This window comes from Clostridium aceticum (assembly GCF_001042715.1).
Taxonomy (GTDB): Bacteria; Bacillota; Clostridia; order Peptostreptococcales; family Natronincolaceae; genus Andreesenella; species Andreesenella acetica.
Map to the genome: position 1 here is coordinate 2,966,507 of NZ_CP009687.1, position 15,274 is coordinate 2,981,780.

13 protein-coding genes are annotated in these 15,274 nt (G+C 34.8%); 1 reads left to right on the forward strand and 12 read right to left on the reverse strand.

What is annotated here, in order from left to right; all coding sequences use genetic code 11:
* Nucleotides 1–73: 73 nt before the first annotated feature.
* The gene (locus CACET_RS13735) at nucleotides 74–1,015 is read right to left on the reverse strand and encodes a phosphoglycerate dehydrogenase (RefSeq protein WP_044825278.1); all 942 of its coding nucleotides are present in this window, start codon (nucleotides 1,013–1,015) and stop codon (nucleotides 74–76) included.
* A gap of 165 nt (nucleotides 1,016–1,180) precedes the next feature.
* Between CACET_RS13735 and CACET_RS13740 the strand changes: the two genes are divergently transcribed.
* Nucleotides 1,181–1,663 carry an HD domain-containing protein gene (locus CACET_RS13740; protein WP_044825279.1) on the forward strand — a complete coding sequence of 161 codons (483 nt, stop codon included), beginning with the start codon at nucleotides 1,181–1,183 and terminating at the stop codon, nucleotides 1,661–1,663.
* 145 nt (nucleotides 1,664–1,808) lie between these two features.
* On the opposite strand, the gene CACET_RS13745 is transcribed toward CACET_RS13740, so the two are convergent.
* The 11 genes from CACET_RS13745 to CACET_RS13795 form a co-directional block, all read right to left on the reverse strand.
* Nucleotides 1,809–2,675 carry a histidine racemase CntK family protein gene (locus CACET_RS13745; protein ID WP_052661478.1) on the reverse strand — a complete coding sequence of 289 codons (867 nt, stop codon included), beginning with the start codon at nucleotides 2,673–2,675 and terminating at the stop codon, nucleotides 1,809–1,811.
* Between the two features lie 220 nt (nucleotides 2,676–2,895).
* Complete coding sequence (locus CACET_RS13750) at nucleotides 2,896–4,209, reverse strand: Na+/H+ antiporter family protein (protein ID WP_044825280.1); 1,314 nt, start codon at nucleotides 4,207–4,209, stop codon at nucleotides 2,896–2,898.
* 339 nt (nucleotides 4,210–4,548) lie between these two features.
* Nucleotides 4,549–6,162, reverse strand: coding sequence for a peptide chain release factor 3 (locus CACET_RS13755; RefSeq protein ID WP_242849911.1), 1,614 nt, complete (start codon nucleotides 6,160–6,162; stop codon nucleotides 4,549–4,551).
* A gap of 58 nt (nucleotides 6,163–6,220) precedes the next feature.
* Nucleotides 6,221–7,399: an NAD(P)-dependent malic enzyme gene (locus tag CACET_RS13760; RefSeq protein ID WP_044825282.1), complete on the reverse strand. Its 1,179-nt coding sequence runs from the start codon at nucleotides 7,397–7,399 to the stop codon at nucleotides 6,221–6,223.
* Nucleotides 7,400–7,644: 245 nt separating this feature from the next.
* A complete protein-coding gene (locus CACET_RS19590) occupies nucleotides 7,645–10,026 on the reverse strand; it encodes a bifunctional diguanylate cyclase/phosphodiesterase (RefSeq protein ID WP_052661479.1) in 2,382 nt (793 codons plus the stop codon).
* 130 nt (nucleotides 10,027–10,156) lie between these two features.
* Nucleotides 10,157–11,101, reverse strand: a complete 945-nt coding sequence (locus CACET_RS13770; protein ID WP_044825283.1) for a DMT family transporter — start codon at nucleotides 11,099–11,101, stop codon at nucleotides 10,157–10,159.
* Between the two features lie 24 nt (nucleotides 11,102–11,125).
* Nucleotides 11,126–11,632, reverse strand: coding sequence for a flavodoxin family protein (locus CACET_RS13775; RefSeq protein ID WP_242846940.1), 507 nt, complete (start codon nucleotides 11,630–11,632; stop codon nucleotides 11,126–11,128).
* A gap of 183 nt (nucleotides 11,633–11,815) precedes the next feature.
* Nucleotides 11,816–12,367 (reverse strand): helix-turn-helix domain-containing protein, encoded by a 552-nt coding sequence (locus tag CACET_RS13780; protein ID WP_052661480.1) that lies wholly within the window; start codon nucleotides 12,365–12,367, stop codon nucleotides 11,816–11,818.
* A gap of 193 nt (nucleotides 12,368–12,560) precedes the next feature.
* The gene (locus CACET_RS13785; protein WP_044825284.1) at nucleotides 12,561–13,082 is read right to left on the reverse strand and encodes a peptidylprolyl isomerase; all 522 of its coding nucleotides are present in this window, start codon (nucleotides 13,080–13,082) and stop codon (nucleotides 12,561–12,563) included.
* 142 nt (nucleotides 13,083–13,224) lie between these two features.
* Nucleotides 13,225–13,701 (reverse strand): ribonuclease H-like YkuK family protein, encoded by a 477-nt coding sequence (locus CACET_RS13790; RefSeq protein ID WP_044825285.1) that lies wholly within the window; start codon nucleotides 13,699–13,701, stop codon nucleotides 13,225–13,227.
* A 421-nt stretch (nucleotides 13,702–14,122) separates the two neighbouring features.
* Nucleotides 14,123–15,052 carry a tetratricopeptide repeat protein gene (locus tag CACET_RS13795; RefSeq protein ID WP_044825286.1) on the reverse strand — a complete coding sequence of 310 codons (930 nt, stop codon included), beginning with the start codon at nucleotides 15,050–15,052 and terminating at the stop codon, nucleotides 14,123–14,125.
* Nucleotides 15,053–15,274: the final 222 nt, after the last annotated feature.

The window sequence follows — 15,274 nt, forward strand, 5'->3', positions numbered from 1 at the left end:
AGGATAACAGTTCGAGAGAATTTTGGTAATAATCGTATTAAGTTAACGCCTATGATTTTGTAATAGGAAAAACTTAATACCCTTTGTTGATGTCCACTTGATTGATTAAAGGCAGCTCTTCTTTAAATTTTTTCATATTTTCATAAATAATCCTAAATCTTCTCTCATTTCTCATCTCAGAAATCCAGCAATTATGGGGGGTAACAAGTACACGCTCCATTTCCCATAAAGGGTTTTCCTGAGATAACGGCTCTTCTTCAAAAACATCAAGAGCTACACCTAGAAGATTTCCCTTTTGCAAATGTTGAATAAGAGCTTTTTCATCTATGATGCTGCCTCTAGATACATTGATAAGAACAGCTTCCTTCTTCATCATCTCTAACTTTACTTTATTTATTAAATGGTGGGTTTCTTCCGTGTAAGGGACAGTAACAACCACTACATCACAGGTCTTTAACACTTCCTCTAGCTGATGTATAGGATAGCATTTATCGAAATACTCCACTTTCCTTCCCTTGGTGTTTACACCTAGTATGTGTGCTTCAAAGCCTTGAAGTCGTTTAGCAGACTCTATAGCTATACTGCCAGTACCAATAAAACCAATCCGCTTCCTATAGAGTTCTAAAAGACTGGTATCCATTTCCCATCGCTTTTGCTGCTGCTGCCGATATAGCTTTGAAGATTTTTTATAGATTTCTAGGATCTTTAGTACTACCCATTCTCCTATAGGGATGCTATATCCTCCTTTATTATTGGTAACAATAATTTTATTTTTCCTAGCAATGTCCTTAGGCACTTGGTCTATGCCGATACTAGAGAGCTGTATCCATTTCAACTTCTTCATTTTAGCAATATCCAGCGTATGAAAAGGACTATAGCATATCAACGCCTCTACATCCTGCATTGCTTCAGTATACACAATTCCTTTTTCACTTTGTAATATTATATCGTAACCTAGCTTTTCTATAGCGTCCATTTTTTCTTTTCCATAATCATAGGTAAATAACACCTTCATTTTATCACCACCTCTTTCTAATTTCTCTGTCCCTATTACCTAACTATACTATAAAACTTCTCACTACTTAAGTCTATACTACATTATAAAAGTTTATTATTTTAATTTCTCTCTTTTTATCGTAAAATATTGTAGAGCATAGAAAAATCCTAAGGAGAAAAGAAGATGATCTATAGAATAAAGCAATTTTTTCAAGGTGCAACCGCTAAAATCTACGATGAAGATATAAATTTTATAAACAAATATTTGAGTACTGAAGAAAAGAACTTGTTTTTTCAACTTCGAAAAGGTGAACAAAGACACTGCTTAAATGTTGCCTATGGCTGCCATCAAGAGGAACCAAATCACCTGAACCTTATCAAAGCCGCCCTCTTACATGATATCGGTAAGATAGGCAGTAATTTAACCTTAATCAATAAATCCTTTGTTGTTATCCTTCAAAAACTCAGTCTTAAGGAAAACATTTTGCCCCCTTTTCTTAAAAAGGCCCTACACTACAAAAATAATCATGCTGAAATAGGCTATCAGTTGCTTTTGCATTTAGGGCTAGATGAGCAAGTTCTATATTTGGTAAGAAATCACCATGTGGAGAATATAGAGGGTTTAAAAGAAATGAAAATCCTCCAGCACTTTGATAATTTATATTAATTGGTAAAATATCTGCTGCCTGAAAAAATTATACCTTACCTAGAACTAGAAGTATTAGCACCATATAATTTTATATGTCCTACAAAAAAACCAACAATTTACATATGTAAGCTGTTGGTTTTAGAGTTATTAAAAAAATCTACGTTTATGTATATACTACGCCTTCCGCCACAATCTCTACCGATCCTTTGAGAAGGATATTTGTCACTTTATTTTCAAAGAAGTTTATAGTTATCTGCAAGCTTCCTCCCGGCTGGTTAACCATCATGTCTATGGAGCCTTGCTTTTGATGTGAAAGCGCTACACCAATAGCTGCTGTACCAGAACCACAGCCTCGTTCCCAAAACAGGCTGTCTGTAGCCTTTACATACACCAGCGGCTCCATATAGGAGGCAGCTTCATCATAAAACATCACCCCTAGGGCCTCCCATTCTAGGTGGTACAATTTGTTTTTTACTTCTCTAAAAAATTCTTCTTTATCGTCTATTTCTTGATCCTTGATGACTAGATGAAGAATTCCTGGAAACTCTACTAAAGTTCCTTCTAAAAGCTTCCCTTTAAATTCAATAGAAAAATCATATAGTCCTTTGTGCAAAGGGATGGAGGCTGTGGAGATAAACCGATTTATTTCCTCGGTAATTTCTACTTCACATTTGATGATATCTTGACTACCTGATACCTCTAAAGGCACAATGTACTTTCCCTCCAATTGCTTGATTGCAGGATATTGTCTATACACCAAAAGGGCTGCCAGTGCTCTAGTGGCATTTGCACAAAACTCATCCCCCATCATATGTAGCTTCATGCACCCTTCACCATTTTCTAAAGAAGGTTTTTCTATAAAACCCACCTGCTCTGCACAAAGGTTGCCGTACTTCATGACATTCTTTGCAATCTGTTTATATAGATGTCTTGGAAGCGGATCTGTAATAAAAATCGTCATATTTTCTGTAGGATTCACCTTAACAAAGTTTAATCTAATCTTAATCCCCCCCTTAATGCTGTTTAGCATAAATATATCTTTATAAATTTGTCATCCTTCCTCATTATTTCAAGATCCTTCGCTACCCTCAGGATGACAGCTCGAGAAAATTTTACAAATATTTGTATTAAGTTAATATCTATGATAGATTTGTTATATTATAAGCCATATTTACAGCCCTCGACTTAAAAATCAGTCGAGGGCTAAACCGTGGACCTTGCATATAAAATTTAAATCCAAGTGGATTTACCTATAAAATCATTGCACCAATAATTCCAAATATAACTAATGGTATATTGTAGTGCATAAATGTAGGTACGCAGGTATCCCATATATGATCATGTTGCCCATCAATATTTAAGCCTGCTGTTGGTCCTAATGTACTATCAGAAGCTGGAGAACCTGCGTCTCCTAAAGCAGCGGCAGTACCTATTAATAATACAGTAGCCATTGGACTAAAGCCCATAGTAGCTGCTAGAGGTACATAAATTGCTGCAATGATTGGTATTGTTCCAAAGGAAGTACCAATACCCATTGTTATGACAAGACCTAGTAATATCATAGCTGTAGCTGCGATAAACTTACTTCCTCCCATCATGCCAGAAATAGCTGTTACCAATGCTTCTACTCCGCCAGTTTCTCTAATAACAGCACCATAGCCTGATGCTACCAACATGACGAAGGCGATAAAGCCCATCATACCTATACCACTATGAATCATCTCGTCTATATCTTTCCACTTAATAGCACCGCTTACAACCATGATAGCAATCCCAACGATAGCACCAAGATGTAATGAACCTAATGGGCTTAGTTGCACCACTAAGGCTGAAACGGCTCCAAATAAAGCTGCCCAATGCTTTCCTGTCATGCTAACCTTCTCTTCAACTGCTGCTGCAGCCTCCGCATGAGCTTCATCTAAAACTTCATACTCTCTAGTTTTTCTGTAGGTAATAAAAATAGCGATAAACAATCCTATTACCATAGAAATTCCTGGAATCCACATTACCTTCCATATATCACCTTGAGCTACTGCCATACCATTATCCGTCATTTGAGCACTAATGATTCCATGAAAAATCCATCCATATCCTACTGGTAATGCAACATAAGGTGCCTTTAAACCAAAAGTTAAGGCAGTAGCAACTGCTCTTCTATCAATTTTTAATTGATTCATTACAGCTACTAGCGGTGGAATCATAATAGGAATAAATGCAATGTGCACGGGAATCAAATTCTGAGAAAAACAACTTACTACAGCAATAATTACAACCAAAATAATTCCTTTTCCTCTTACCCACTGTACAATCTTCTTTGCAAGTACTTCTGCAACACCTGTTTTATGCACAGCAGCGGCTAAAGCCCCTAATAAAATATAGCTTAAAGCTGTACTAGAGTTTCCTCCCATTCCTCCAATTAACACACCCATCACTTCTCCGATAGGAATACCTGCCAGCACCCCACCAACCAGTGCTGCAATAATTAAAGATAAAATAACATTAAGTTTCAAAAGGCACAGTACAATCATAACTAAGACTGACAATACTACAGGATTTACTAACATAAATTTTCCCTCCTATTAAAGTAATTTTAGCCTTTGATCGAAAACTTACAATTCCTCCTTCCAAATAGTGTAAATAGAAACCTTTTCATACTTATTTCCAAATACGTAGGTCCACGGTTTTTTACAAAATAGATTTCCTTTATATTGGAAAATAATAAAATTTGATTTTTTTTAAAATTTTCATTCATTAGTAAGATTATTATATCATACTATAATAAAATTTGGTATTTTATTAAAAATTTTTAAATATTCTAAATTATTAGAAAAACAAAGAACACCTCTGTCACAAACAGAAGTGTTCTTTTATTAATAGACACTATTATATTAAAACAAGCTTATTTAATTTTTGGTGGAAATACTCTTCAATACCACACCTTTATTTCTTTCTTCCACTTTTTGAATAGACCATTCATTTTCTAATAAAACAACAGGCTTTCCTTCTCGATCTTCTGCAAGTACGCTATCCATCGTAAGGCTAAATCTATCGTAATCAAAATTTTCTTGTTGAATCCAGCGGATAAATCTATAGGGTAAAGACTGCATTTTTATTTCTACGCCATATTCCTTTTCTAGTCTATATTCTAGAACTTCAAATTGGAGAACTCCTACCACCCCTATAAGTAGTTCCTCGACACCTACATGAGGCCTTTTAAATACCTGGATAGCTCCTTCTTCTGATATCTGTTCGATACCTTTGACGAATTGTTTTCTTTTCATAGAGTCCTTTGCATATACTCTGGCAAAATGCTCTGGAGCAAATACAGGGATACCTTCATACTCTACTTTAGTATTGCTTTGGCATAGTGTATCTCCTATATTAAATATTCCTGGATCATGTACACCTATAATATCTCCAGGATAGGCTTCCTCTACTACTACACGGTCTTGTGCTAAAAACTGTTGCGGCTGTGCCAATTTGATAGGCTTTTTAGCACGTACGTGATTTACTGTCATCCCTTTTTGAAACCTTCCAGAGCAAATACGAATAAAGGCAATTCGATCCCTATGGGCTGGGTTCATGTTTGCTTGGATTTTAAAGACAAATCCAGTAAAATTATCGGTTTCTGGATCTATCTCTCCTTGATTACTGATTCTAGCTACTGGCGGAGTAGTCATCTCTAAAAAGCCTTCCAAGAAAGGACGAACACCAAAGTTTGTCATAGCACTACCAAAGAATACTGGTGTCAGTTCTCCTTTTAAGACTTTGTTTAAATCAAAATTATCCCCTGCAACATCTAATAATTCGATTTCCTCCATCAGTTGTTGATGAAGACCCTGCCCTAACAAGTCTTTGAAAACCTCATCTGTAACATCCCCAACAACAGATTCAACAACGGTCTGTCCATGCTTACCTTCATTGAAAACTTCTATCTGTGATTTTGTTCGGTTATATACACCTTTGAAGTTACCATCCGTACCAATAGGCCAGTTCATAGGATAAGACTGTATTCCCAGAACACTTTCTATCTCCTCCATTAGTTCAAAGGGATCTTTACCAGCTCTGTCTAATTTGTTCACAAATGTAAAGATTGGAATCCCCCTCATCTTACAAACCTCAAATAACTTTTTTGTCTGTGCCTCTACACCCTTTGCACAGTCAATCACCATAACAGCACTATCTGCTGCCATAAGGGTTCTATAGGTATCCTCACTGAAGTCTTGGTGACCAGGGGTATCTAATATGTTAATACAATATCCATCATAATCAAATTGCAGCACACTGGAGGTAACAGAAATTCCTCTTTGCTTTTCAATTTCCATCCAATCTGATACAGCATGTTTTTGTGCTCTTCTAGATTTAACAGAACCTGCTAGACGTATGGCACCCCCATATAATAATAACTTTTCTGTTAAAGTCGTCTTACCAGCATCCGGGTGAGATATAATGGCAAACGTCCTTCTTCTTCTTACTTGCTGTAAAAACTGCTCCTGCATCTTTTTTCCTCTTTCCATATATTTTATTCTAACAATACAACTGATTTTAGCTTTTTTGTCTGTCTTCTGTCAATTATTATAGTTGTATGCTGGCTACCCCTGTATCTTTAGCAGCCTTTGATACTGCTGCCGCCACCTTATCCACTACCCTTACATCAAAAACTTCTGGGATGACGTAGTCTGCCTTCAGTTGGCTTTCATCTATAATATCGGCTATAGCGTAAGCTGCTGCTAGTTTCATTTCTTCATTAATTTCCCTCGCTCTTACATCTAATGCTCCTCTAAAAATACCTGGGAAAGCAAGAAGATTGTTGATCTGGTTGGGGAAGTCTGAACGGCCGGAACCAACCACCTTTGCCCCTGCCTTCAAAGCTAAATCCGGCATGATCTCTGGTATAGGATTTGCCATAGCAAAAATAATAGCATCCTCCTTCATGCTCTTTACCATCTCCTCTGTAACAACTTCTGGAGCAGATACACCAATAAATATATCCGAATCTACCATAGCATCCTTCAGTGTGCCTTTTTTGTTGTATTTATTAGTAATTTGAGCCACTTCTTCTTTGTACTCGTTGTTGCCAGGGTTCCCAGCATATACAATTCCTTTACTATCACATAACAACATATCCTTTGGATTCATGTTTTTTAGCATTTTAGCAATAGCCACTCCTGCAGCTCCAGAACCATTAATAACAATAGAAACATCTTCTATTGTTTTATTGGTTAATTTTAAGGCATTAATAATACCAGCTATAGTAACAATAGCCGTGCCGTGTTGATCATCATGAAATATCGGGATATCTAAGTCCGCCTTCAGTCTTTCTTCAATCTGAAAACATCTTGGAGCACTAATATCCTCTAGATTTATTCCACCGAAGGTTGGAGCAATCATTTTTACAGTTTTTACAATTTCATCTACATCCTTCGTATCTAAACAGATAGGAAAAGCATCTACATTCGCAAACTCTTTAAATAAGATAGCTTTTCCCTCCATAACAGGCATAGCAGCTTCTGGACCTATATCCCCCAGACCTAAAACCGCCGTTCCATCCGTAACGACTGCAACTAAGTTTCCTTTAGCGGTGTATTTATATACATCCTCTTTATTTTTATGAATTTGTCTGCAAGGTTCTGCTACGCCAGGGGTATAGGCTAAGCTCAAGTCTTCTCTGTTTTGAATTGTTACCTTAGAGGCTACCTGAATTTTTCCAACTTTTTCTTCGTGTAGGATTAAGCTTTTTTCATTAAAGTCCATTTTATTACCACCTTTTCTAAAGTAAGTGTATTTTAGACATTTTTACTGTCTTATTATACCATACTTCCCTTCATCTACTTTTATTAAAGTTTCATCATATGATAAAAAATATATACTTAATATATACTGAACCGTATTATTTTACAAGTATTTCATGCATTATTATAATAAAAATATCGGATAAAATCAAAACCCAGCAGCCACAGCGTATACATAAATACGTAAGGGTGTTGGGTTGTTGATTTTTATGAATATTTTTTGTTATCAATCAGTAATTTTTCAAAGTCCTTTGGTGTAATAGGTTTACTAAAAAGATAGCCCTGTGCTTTGTTACAATTTTCTTTTTTAATGAAATCCAACTGATTTTTTGTTTCAATGCCCTCTGCAATATTTTCTATACCTAAGGCTCTTCCCATTGAAATAATGGTGGATACAATTGCTCTAGACTGTGGGCAATTTGTAATGTTTTGTATAAAGGAACGATCAATTTTAAGACTATCTATTGGAAACTTTGTAAAATAACTTAGAGATGAAAATCCTGTACCAAAATCATCAATTGAAATTTTTACACCCAATTCCTTTAATTGACGAAGCTTTAGAATATTTTCTTCTATGTTTTCCACAGCTATACCTTCAGTTATTTCCAAAGCTATATATTCAGGTGCTAAACCCACTTCTTTTAAGGTGCATTTTACTACTTCTATAAAATCATCCCTAGCAAATTGTAGAGCAGATATGTTTATTGACATAGTGATAGGTTTATAGCCTTGATCCTGCCAAGCTTTATTTTGTCTGCATGCCTCCTGTAAAACCCAGTTTCCAATCGGAACAATGAGTCCTGTTTTTTCAGCTAAAGGTATAAACTTATCCGGTGGTATAAAACCTTTTTTAGGATGATACCATCGAATTAATGCCTCTGTCCCAACAACTTTTCCTGCTTCCATATCTATAAAGGGCTGGTAGTATAACATAAAATCTTGGTTTTCTGCAGCTTCATAAAGATACTTTTCTATTACCATTTCTTCTGATAGCTGTTTACTTATAGTTTTACTATATATTTGATACTGACTTCGTCCTTTGGCTTTAGCCCGAATTTTGGCTGCACTTACGTTTTTTAGTAAAGTATCTACGTCATCACCATCTTCAGGACAAAATACAATGCCGGCACTGGCATGAATATGTAGACTGTGGGATTTTATCATAAAAGGTTGACTCATATATTCCAATAAATCCTCCGTCTTCCTTATCACTTTACTTTTTGTACCCATCTCATAAAATAATACAATAAAGTCGTCTCCAGTCATACGGATTACTTTATTATTCAAACCCACCTTTTCCTTAATTCTATTGGCTACTTCTCTTAATACCTCATCTCCGATCTCGAAACCATACATATCATTAATTGTTTTAAACTTGCTTAGGGTAAACAGTACAATACTGAGCTTTTTTTTGCCAGATTTTTTATGGCCAAATTTCATCGCTAGTTCTTCTATCATATAATTCCTATTAGGCAGCCCTGTAACAGCATCATAATAAGTAAGGGCACTGATTTTTTCCATCATAAGGTTAAAACTTTTTCCCGCTTCTCCCAACTCATCTGAATATTTTGTTTCAGCTCGAACCGTTAGATCGCCCTTTGATGCTTTATCAAAAGCCTCCTTTAGATCGATAATAGGCTTTGTATTTTTATTTACCAATAAAGAGCCTCCGATGATCCCCAAAACCACCACCAATATCCCTGTGGTGATTAAAAGTGTATGGAACATCAGCATAGAATTGGCTGCGTTATAGGTGGGAACCTTTGAAACAATCTTCCAACCATCGGTATTTGGAATCTCATGAAAATATACATCACTTTCTATTTGATTGTGGGTATAGATGGTTTGACCTTTTTTCTGGGCGAGAATTTTTTCAGCCACCTCTACAACTTCTAGTCCTACTACACTAGAAGGTACCCTTATGTTTTCCTGAAAAATATACGTCTCGTTGGGATGTGTAATAATTCGCCCTAACTTATCTACAATATAAGAGTAGCTTTCTGTCTTTTCTCTATTCTCTATTTTTAATACTTCAATGAGATAATATAGCTTTGCTAAATTTAAGCCTCCCCCCATCAACCCAATTATTTCTCCCTCTTGATTTCTAATAGGAACTGCAATAACAGATATATATTCATTGGTAGCTAGGGATATCAATGGATCTGAGAAAACTTTTTCACCCATCATTACTTTTGGAAAATAATACCTCTGTGCTAAATTTCCTGCATAAGTAACCGTCTGTGTATGATAAGTACCATCTGCTTCTGCTATAAATAGCGCATCATATATATGGGATTTTCTTTCCATTTCTCTTTGTAAATAGGGCTGAACTTTTTCTAAATCCATTGTTTTCACTACTGTATTCTCAGCGTATAGCTCTATTTCATTGGTACGTTCCTGTAACCAGTATCCAACAATATTTGCATAGGCTTCAGTACTATTTAGGTTGTTTTCATGCAGCATATTAACCACTACACTTTTTGTAAACAAACTATAAAAAGATATAAATATAAAGGCTAGAAGAATAATACCTGTGATGATCATACTAAAAAATTTTTGTTTAATACTTCTATGCTTTAAAATATTCACAACAGTCACCAGCTTTTAATAAATTAAGTTACAATCATATCGCTATTACTATAGATGTAGGCTCTTAAATTTTTATATACGAAGGACTACATCTACAAAAATACTTCACTTGTTTCTATACTATTCTATGCTATCTTCTTATAGTATCAAATCTAATCTCATAAAGAGTCTTTTGTTTTTCAAAGTAGTTGGTTCCCCACACCCCTAATAAAATCATAAAGGCACCAACACCGTGAAACCAATAGAAATGTTCATTTCTAAAAACTACCCCACCTATAATAGAAATCACTGTGATGAGGTTAGTAAAAACTGCTGCCTTAGAGGCCTCCACTTTGGCTAACATAAAGTTTAGCATAAAGAAAGCACCAACGGAAGATAAAACGCCTAAATATGCAATGGAGACAAACACCTTCATATTTTTTAAGGGTTCAAAATAATTCATTAAATTTCCTTGATTGATATGCTGAAGGACAGCTATGGTGTTAAAAACAATTACCCCTACCCACATCATCACGTAAGTAATTTCTACTGGCTTAAAATGCAAGGAAGATTTACGAGACATTACATTAAATACGCCAGCAGAAAAAACTGCTCCCAATAAAATAAACATCCCAACAAAGTTCTCTCCTACACGAATATTGCCTGTCATGGCAATAATAAAAATCACACCCACTACTGATAAGCAGATGAAAACCAGCTGCAGTTTAGTAGGCTTTTCCCCTAAAAATATGGCGGCTAATATCGTAACAACAATCGGTATGAGTGCAATCATCATCCCAGCCTCTGAAGCTGATGTCCTACTAACTCCTAATGTTTCACATATAAAGTATAAGAGAGGCTGAAACAACGCTAGAAATAACAACATTTGTGTTCCTTTTCCTAAAAGATTGATCTTAATAATCTTCAAGACCTGTAACAATAATAAAGTAATGGTAGCAAATGCAAACCTAAAACCTAGTAAGTGGAAAGGACTAAGGAGATCTAAGGCTGCCTTCGTAAATAAAAAAGAAAAGCCAAAGATGATTGCTACAAAGATGCCTGCTGCTATAGGTAAGTACTGATTTTCTTGGTCCAATCGATGCACATCCTTTGATTAAATTTATATAGCTTTTATGATGCTCTCAGCCCACGCTGCTGCCTTTTGTATATTTTCTTCCTTGTTGTTCGTTAAAGGATCAAAAAATTCTATCTGACCTATTATATCACTTTTATATAATTCTTTTTTCATATTTTCAAAAGTTTTTCCATTTTGCCCACGGTTACAGCTAAATAACGCCACCTTTTTGTCAGCAATTTCTGTCGTTTCAAACAATGTGTAAATCGGGGGTGCAAATGTCCATGCCCAAACTGGTGTGCCGATAAATATTACATCATAATCCTGAGGAGCTTTATCTAAGGGATATAACTCTGGCTTCTTTTTCATCATAACCTGCTTGCCTCCCCAAAAATATTTCATAAACCCCTTTGACTGTATTTCTTTTTTAGGTATGAGCTGTAATACATCTGCTTGCAGTGTATCTGCTATGGTCTCTGCAATTAGTTTGGTATTGCCTTCAAAAGAATAATAGATAACTAATTTCTTCAAACCTGACACTTCATAATCCATTTTTATTTCCCCTTCCCTTTAACTTATACTACATTCCTTATCTCACACTAAGTTTAAAAATTTTATTACAACTTAATTATATATATTCGATGACAATCATTTTACACCTGCTAAAATAAGGCTTCTCCAGAAAAAAAATTCCCCTGCGTATTAACAACAAGGGTCGAAACTTTTTCATAGTATCTAATAAATAGCTGGTGCAATATTGGTTAATCCTTTAACAGTGCGATTTGTAGGATTATAAAATCGATGTCCTATATTTTCTTTTATATATATACTATCTCCCGCCTGTAGGTGGTATTTTTTTTCTTCTAAATAAATTTCTAATTCTCCATCAATCACAAATATACATTCGTCTGCCTCATGGGTAATATTTTCATCACTTGTCCAAGATTTAGGGGCTAATTGGAAGTGGATAATCTCCATCTTGGGCTGTACCCTTTGGTCAGCCACCATAGGTGTAACAAATTCATAAATGATGCTACTTTCTGGCAGTGCCAGCTTTTTCCTTTCTGAAGCCCTTACCACAATAGGGTCTACAGTGTCATCATGTAAAAATGTAAATAACGGTACACCTAGAGCAATCGCTATCTTCCTTAAAGATGATAAGGATGGTTCTATAATATCTCTTTCAACTTGGGAAATATAGCTGGCAGTAACATCTATCTCTGAAGCCAGTTCGTTCAGTGTCATACCCTTTTTATGCCTTATTTCTCTAATCCTATAACCTAACAAAACAATTGTTCCCTCCTCTAGTGATACAGCGTCTAATAAAATTTTTTAAGTTATACTTTAATTATTATCATATTATCATGTATATATTAGAATCACAAGTTAGAGTTCATATTTTTTAAAAAATTTATGTAAATCTCAAAAATCACCCTCATAGTAGATAGCTAGTATCTAGGGTGATTTTCTCAGTAGATATTTATGCTAGTGTATCTGGTTCTGGATAATCTTCTCCAAAGGTCTCAACAGTAACTTCCTTCATTCTCTGATCTTCAAGGGGCTTATCACTATGATTTCTTTTTACAGCTACAATTTTATCAGCAGTTTCTATTCCTTCGATCACCTTGCCAAAAGCAGCGTATTGTCCATCTAAATGAGGTGAATTTTCTACCATAACAAAGAACTGAGAACCAGCTGAATTAGGATCCATAGCTCTAGCCATAGAGAGTACACCCTTTGTATGTTTTAAATCATTTTTAAAACCATTACTTGAAAATTCTCCTTTAATAGAGTATCCTGGTCCACCAGTACCCATGCCTTGAGGATCTCCTCCTTGTATCATGAATCCTGGAATAACACGATGAAAAATCACCCCATTATAGAAACCTTTTTTAACTAAAGAAATAAAATTGTTTACAGTGTTGGGAGCAATTTCAGGATAAAGCTCCGCCTTCATCTCACTACCATCTTCCATTATAAATGTAACAATTGGATTGTTCATAGGTAACTTCCTCTCCTTTGTAGATTATTTATATGGTGATATTTACCTCTTTATCCATATTACTATAGTATCACCAGAATTGCCAGTTTTTCATTCTCCTGCTTTAAAATATAATTTCTTTTACTTATTTCTTCAATAATTTTTAGCAGACCTTACTGCCTTTTTTAGATATTTTATCAGCTACCCCCGTAGATGCATAGGAATCTGGTTTCATACAGCATTTAAATCCTGAGCCCATAACCCATCCTACAATCTCTTTTATAAGATACTTTGTATCTCCTTGGCTCCCAATATCTACATGAATCTCTAAAGAAGCCTTAATGTGGTTTTGATTAATAAACTCCATTACCTTTGAAGCCAGCTCGATACTAAACTGTGTTTCTTTAAAAATTTTCTGCCTCAAGTTTTTAATTTTTTTTATTTTTTTTATATCATAAAAAAAGATACCACCTTTTCTTTTACGAACTAAAGCAATAACAGAAACCATCTTTGTATAACCGTCTACATTTTGAGAATCCGTTCCTACAGAAATAACGTACTCTGCCTTATCCCCTGTATATTCCTTAATCTTTTCACAAACCTTATCAAAGCTTATCTCTCCATAAGTAATACTTTTCATAGGAACACCTCCAGGTTATTTCTGTCTTTCTACTGTTATTTTACTCTATATTTTATTTTATGTTATTCTTTTCTTATTATTTTCAGTTCTTAATGAACTCCTGTTAAATCTTTGTATCAAGCCTCTATCACCTTCTTTACAAAATCTTTATATTTTCTTTAAACTTCTTTCGATTTTATTTATTGTTTCCTTAAATCAAGATGTTATAATAAATTTAAATCTTGTTGATACAACTTATAAACAACCTGCTCTGGATTAACAGCGACTTACTTCTTAAAATATATAGGGTGATGATTGTATTTTCATACAATGCTTCTCCATTCCTGTGAATGTTATGTTAACCTTAAAACACCAACTTTTTCACAGTAATCACCGTATATCAAGAAGTTACCTAATCTATGGGCAGTTTTTTTTTATGTATTTACGACCTATCTTCTGAAAACATAATTTTGTATGCTTCTAAATCCCTTAACCCCTCTAGTTCTTTATCCTCTTTCATATACTGGATCAAATCAGTATCCAGCTTTGTTGCCTGAATAAGATCCCGCATAGCTTTTTCTAATTGCTTCGTAAGAACATACAAACAGGCTCTGTTATAGTATAGTACTGCCACCTCTTTATTGTAGTAAATTGCTTTACTTAAAACTTCTATTCCTTCATTATACTTTTTTTGTTCCTTATAAATGATTGCTAGGTTAAAATAACTATAGGGAAACTCTAGGTTTTGTTGTATAGAAAGAATATAATAATCAGCAGCCTCCTGAATATTTCCTAGTTTTTTCAAAATCACCCCCATATTAAACAGTGCTTTGTAGTTTTCCCCGTCAAGTTCTAAGGCCTTCTCCATCATCTCCAGTGCCAGGTTATCTTCATTCACCTCTTCATAAATCGAACCTAAGTTAACATGTGCCCAGAAATCCTCATCATCCATCTCAATCACTTTTTTATAATACTGAATTGCCTTCTCTTTTTGTCCAATTTCATCATAGGCATTTGCAAGAAAAAAATAGGCTCTATCATAATAAGGATCTAATTCTATTGCTAGTTTATAAAACTTAATTGCTTTTATGTAGTTTTTTTCATTGTCGTAAGCAATCGCTAAACTATAGTAACCTCTAGCTTCTTTAGGATCTATGCTGAGGACTTCTTTATACTTTTCCTTTGCTGCATCATAATCCTCTAGTTCATCATAAATAAGCCCCATCTCTAATAATAGGTCTATATCTTCGCTGCCACCTCTGCATTTATAAGCTTTATTATAGAAGTGCAGGGCTTTTTGGAGTTGATTTTCTTCTTTAAATTTATTTCCTATAATGATATAGTTATCTAACATATATTGATTATCTTTCATAACATTTTCCCTTTCCTCTCCAATAACTCTATTTATCTTTTGTATTTTTCCAACTACTTATTAGTTTATTTTATATAGATGCATCATCAGCGTTAACCTAAACCATAATTTGTCATCGTTCCTAGTTATTCCAAGATCCTTCGCTACCCTCAGGATGACAGTTGGACAGAATTTTGCAAATAGTTGTATTGAGTTAACGCTTATGATAGATGCATCTATTAA

Excerpts from the sequence above, each read along its gene's own strand:
- CACET_RS13785 (WP_044825284.1), bottom strand. The coding sequence starts at position 13,082 with ATGAACAATCCAATTGTTACATTTATAATGGAAGATGGTAGTGAGATG.
- CACET_RS13760 (WP_044825282.1), bottom strand. The coding sequence starts at position 7,399 with ATGGACTTTAATGAAAAAAGCTTAATCCTACACGAAGAAAAAGTTGGA.
- CACET_RS13745 (WP_052661478.1), bottom strand. The coding sequence starts at position 2,675 with ATGCTAAACAGCATTAAGGGGGGGATTAAGATTAGATTAAACTTTGTT.
- CACET_RS13750 (WP_044825280.1), bottom strand. The coding sequence starts at position 4,209 with ATGTTAGTAAATCCTGTAGTATTGTCAGTCTTAGTTATGATTGTACTG.
- CACET_RS13755 (WP_242849911.1), bottom strand. The coding sequence starts at position 6,162 with ATGGAAAGAGGAAAAAAGATGCAGGAGCAGTTTTTACAGCAAGTAAGA.
- CACET_RS13735 (WP_044825278.1), bottom strand. The coding sequence starts at position 1,015 with ATGAAGGTGTTATTTACCTATGATTATGGAAAAGAAAAAATGGACGCT.
- CACET_RS13775 (WP_242846940.1), bottom strand. The coding sequence starts at position 11,632 with ATGGATTATGAAGTGTCAGGTTTGAAGAAATTAGTTATCTATTATTCT.
- CACET_RS13740 (WP_044825279.1), top strand. The coding sequence starts at position 1,181 with ATGATCTATAGAATAAAGCAATTTTTTCAAGGTGCAACCGCTAAAATC.
- CACET_RS13790 (WP_044825285.1), bottom strand. The coding sequence starts at position 13,701 with ATGAAAAGTATTACTTATGGAGAGATAAGCTTTGATAAGGTTTGTGAA.
- CACET_RS13795 (WP_044825286.1), bottom strand. The coding sequence starts at position 15,052 with ATGAAAGATAATCAATATATGTTAGATAACTATATCATTATAGGAAAT.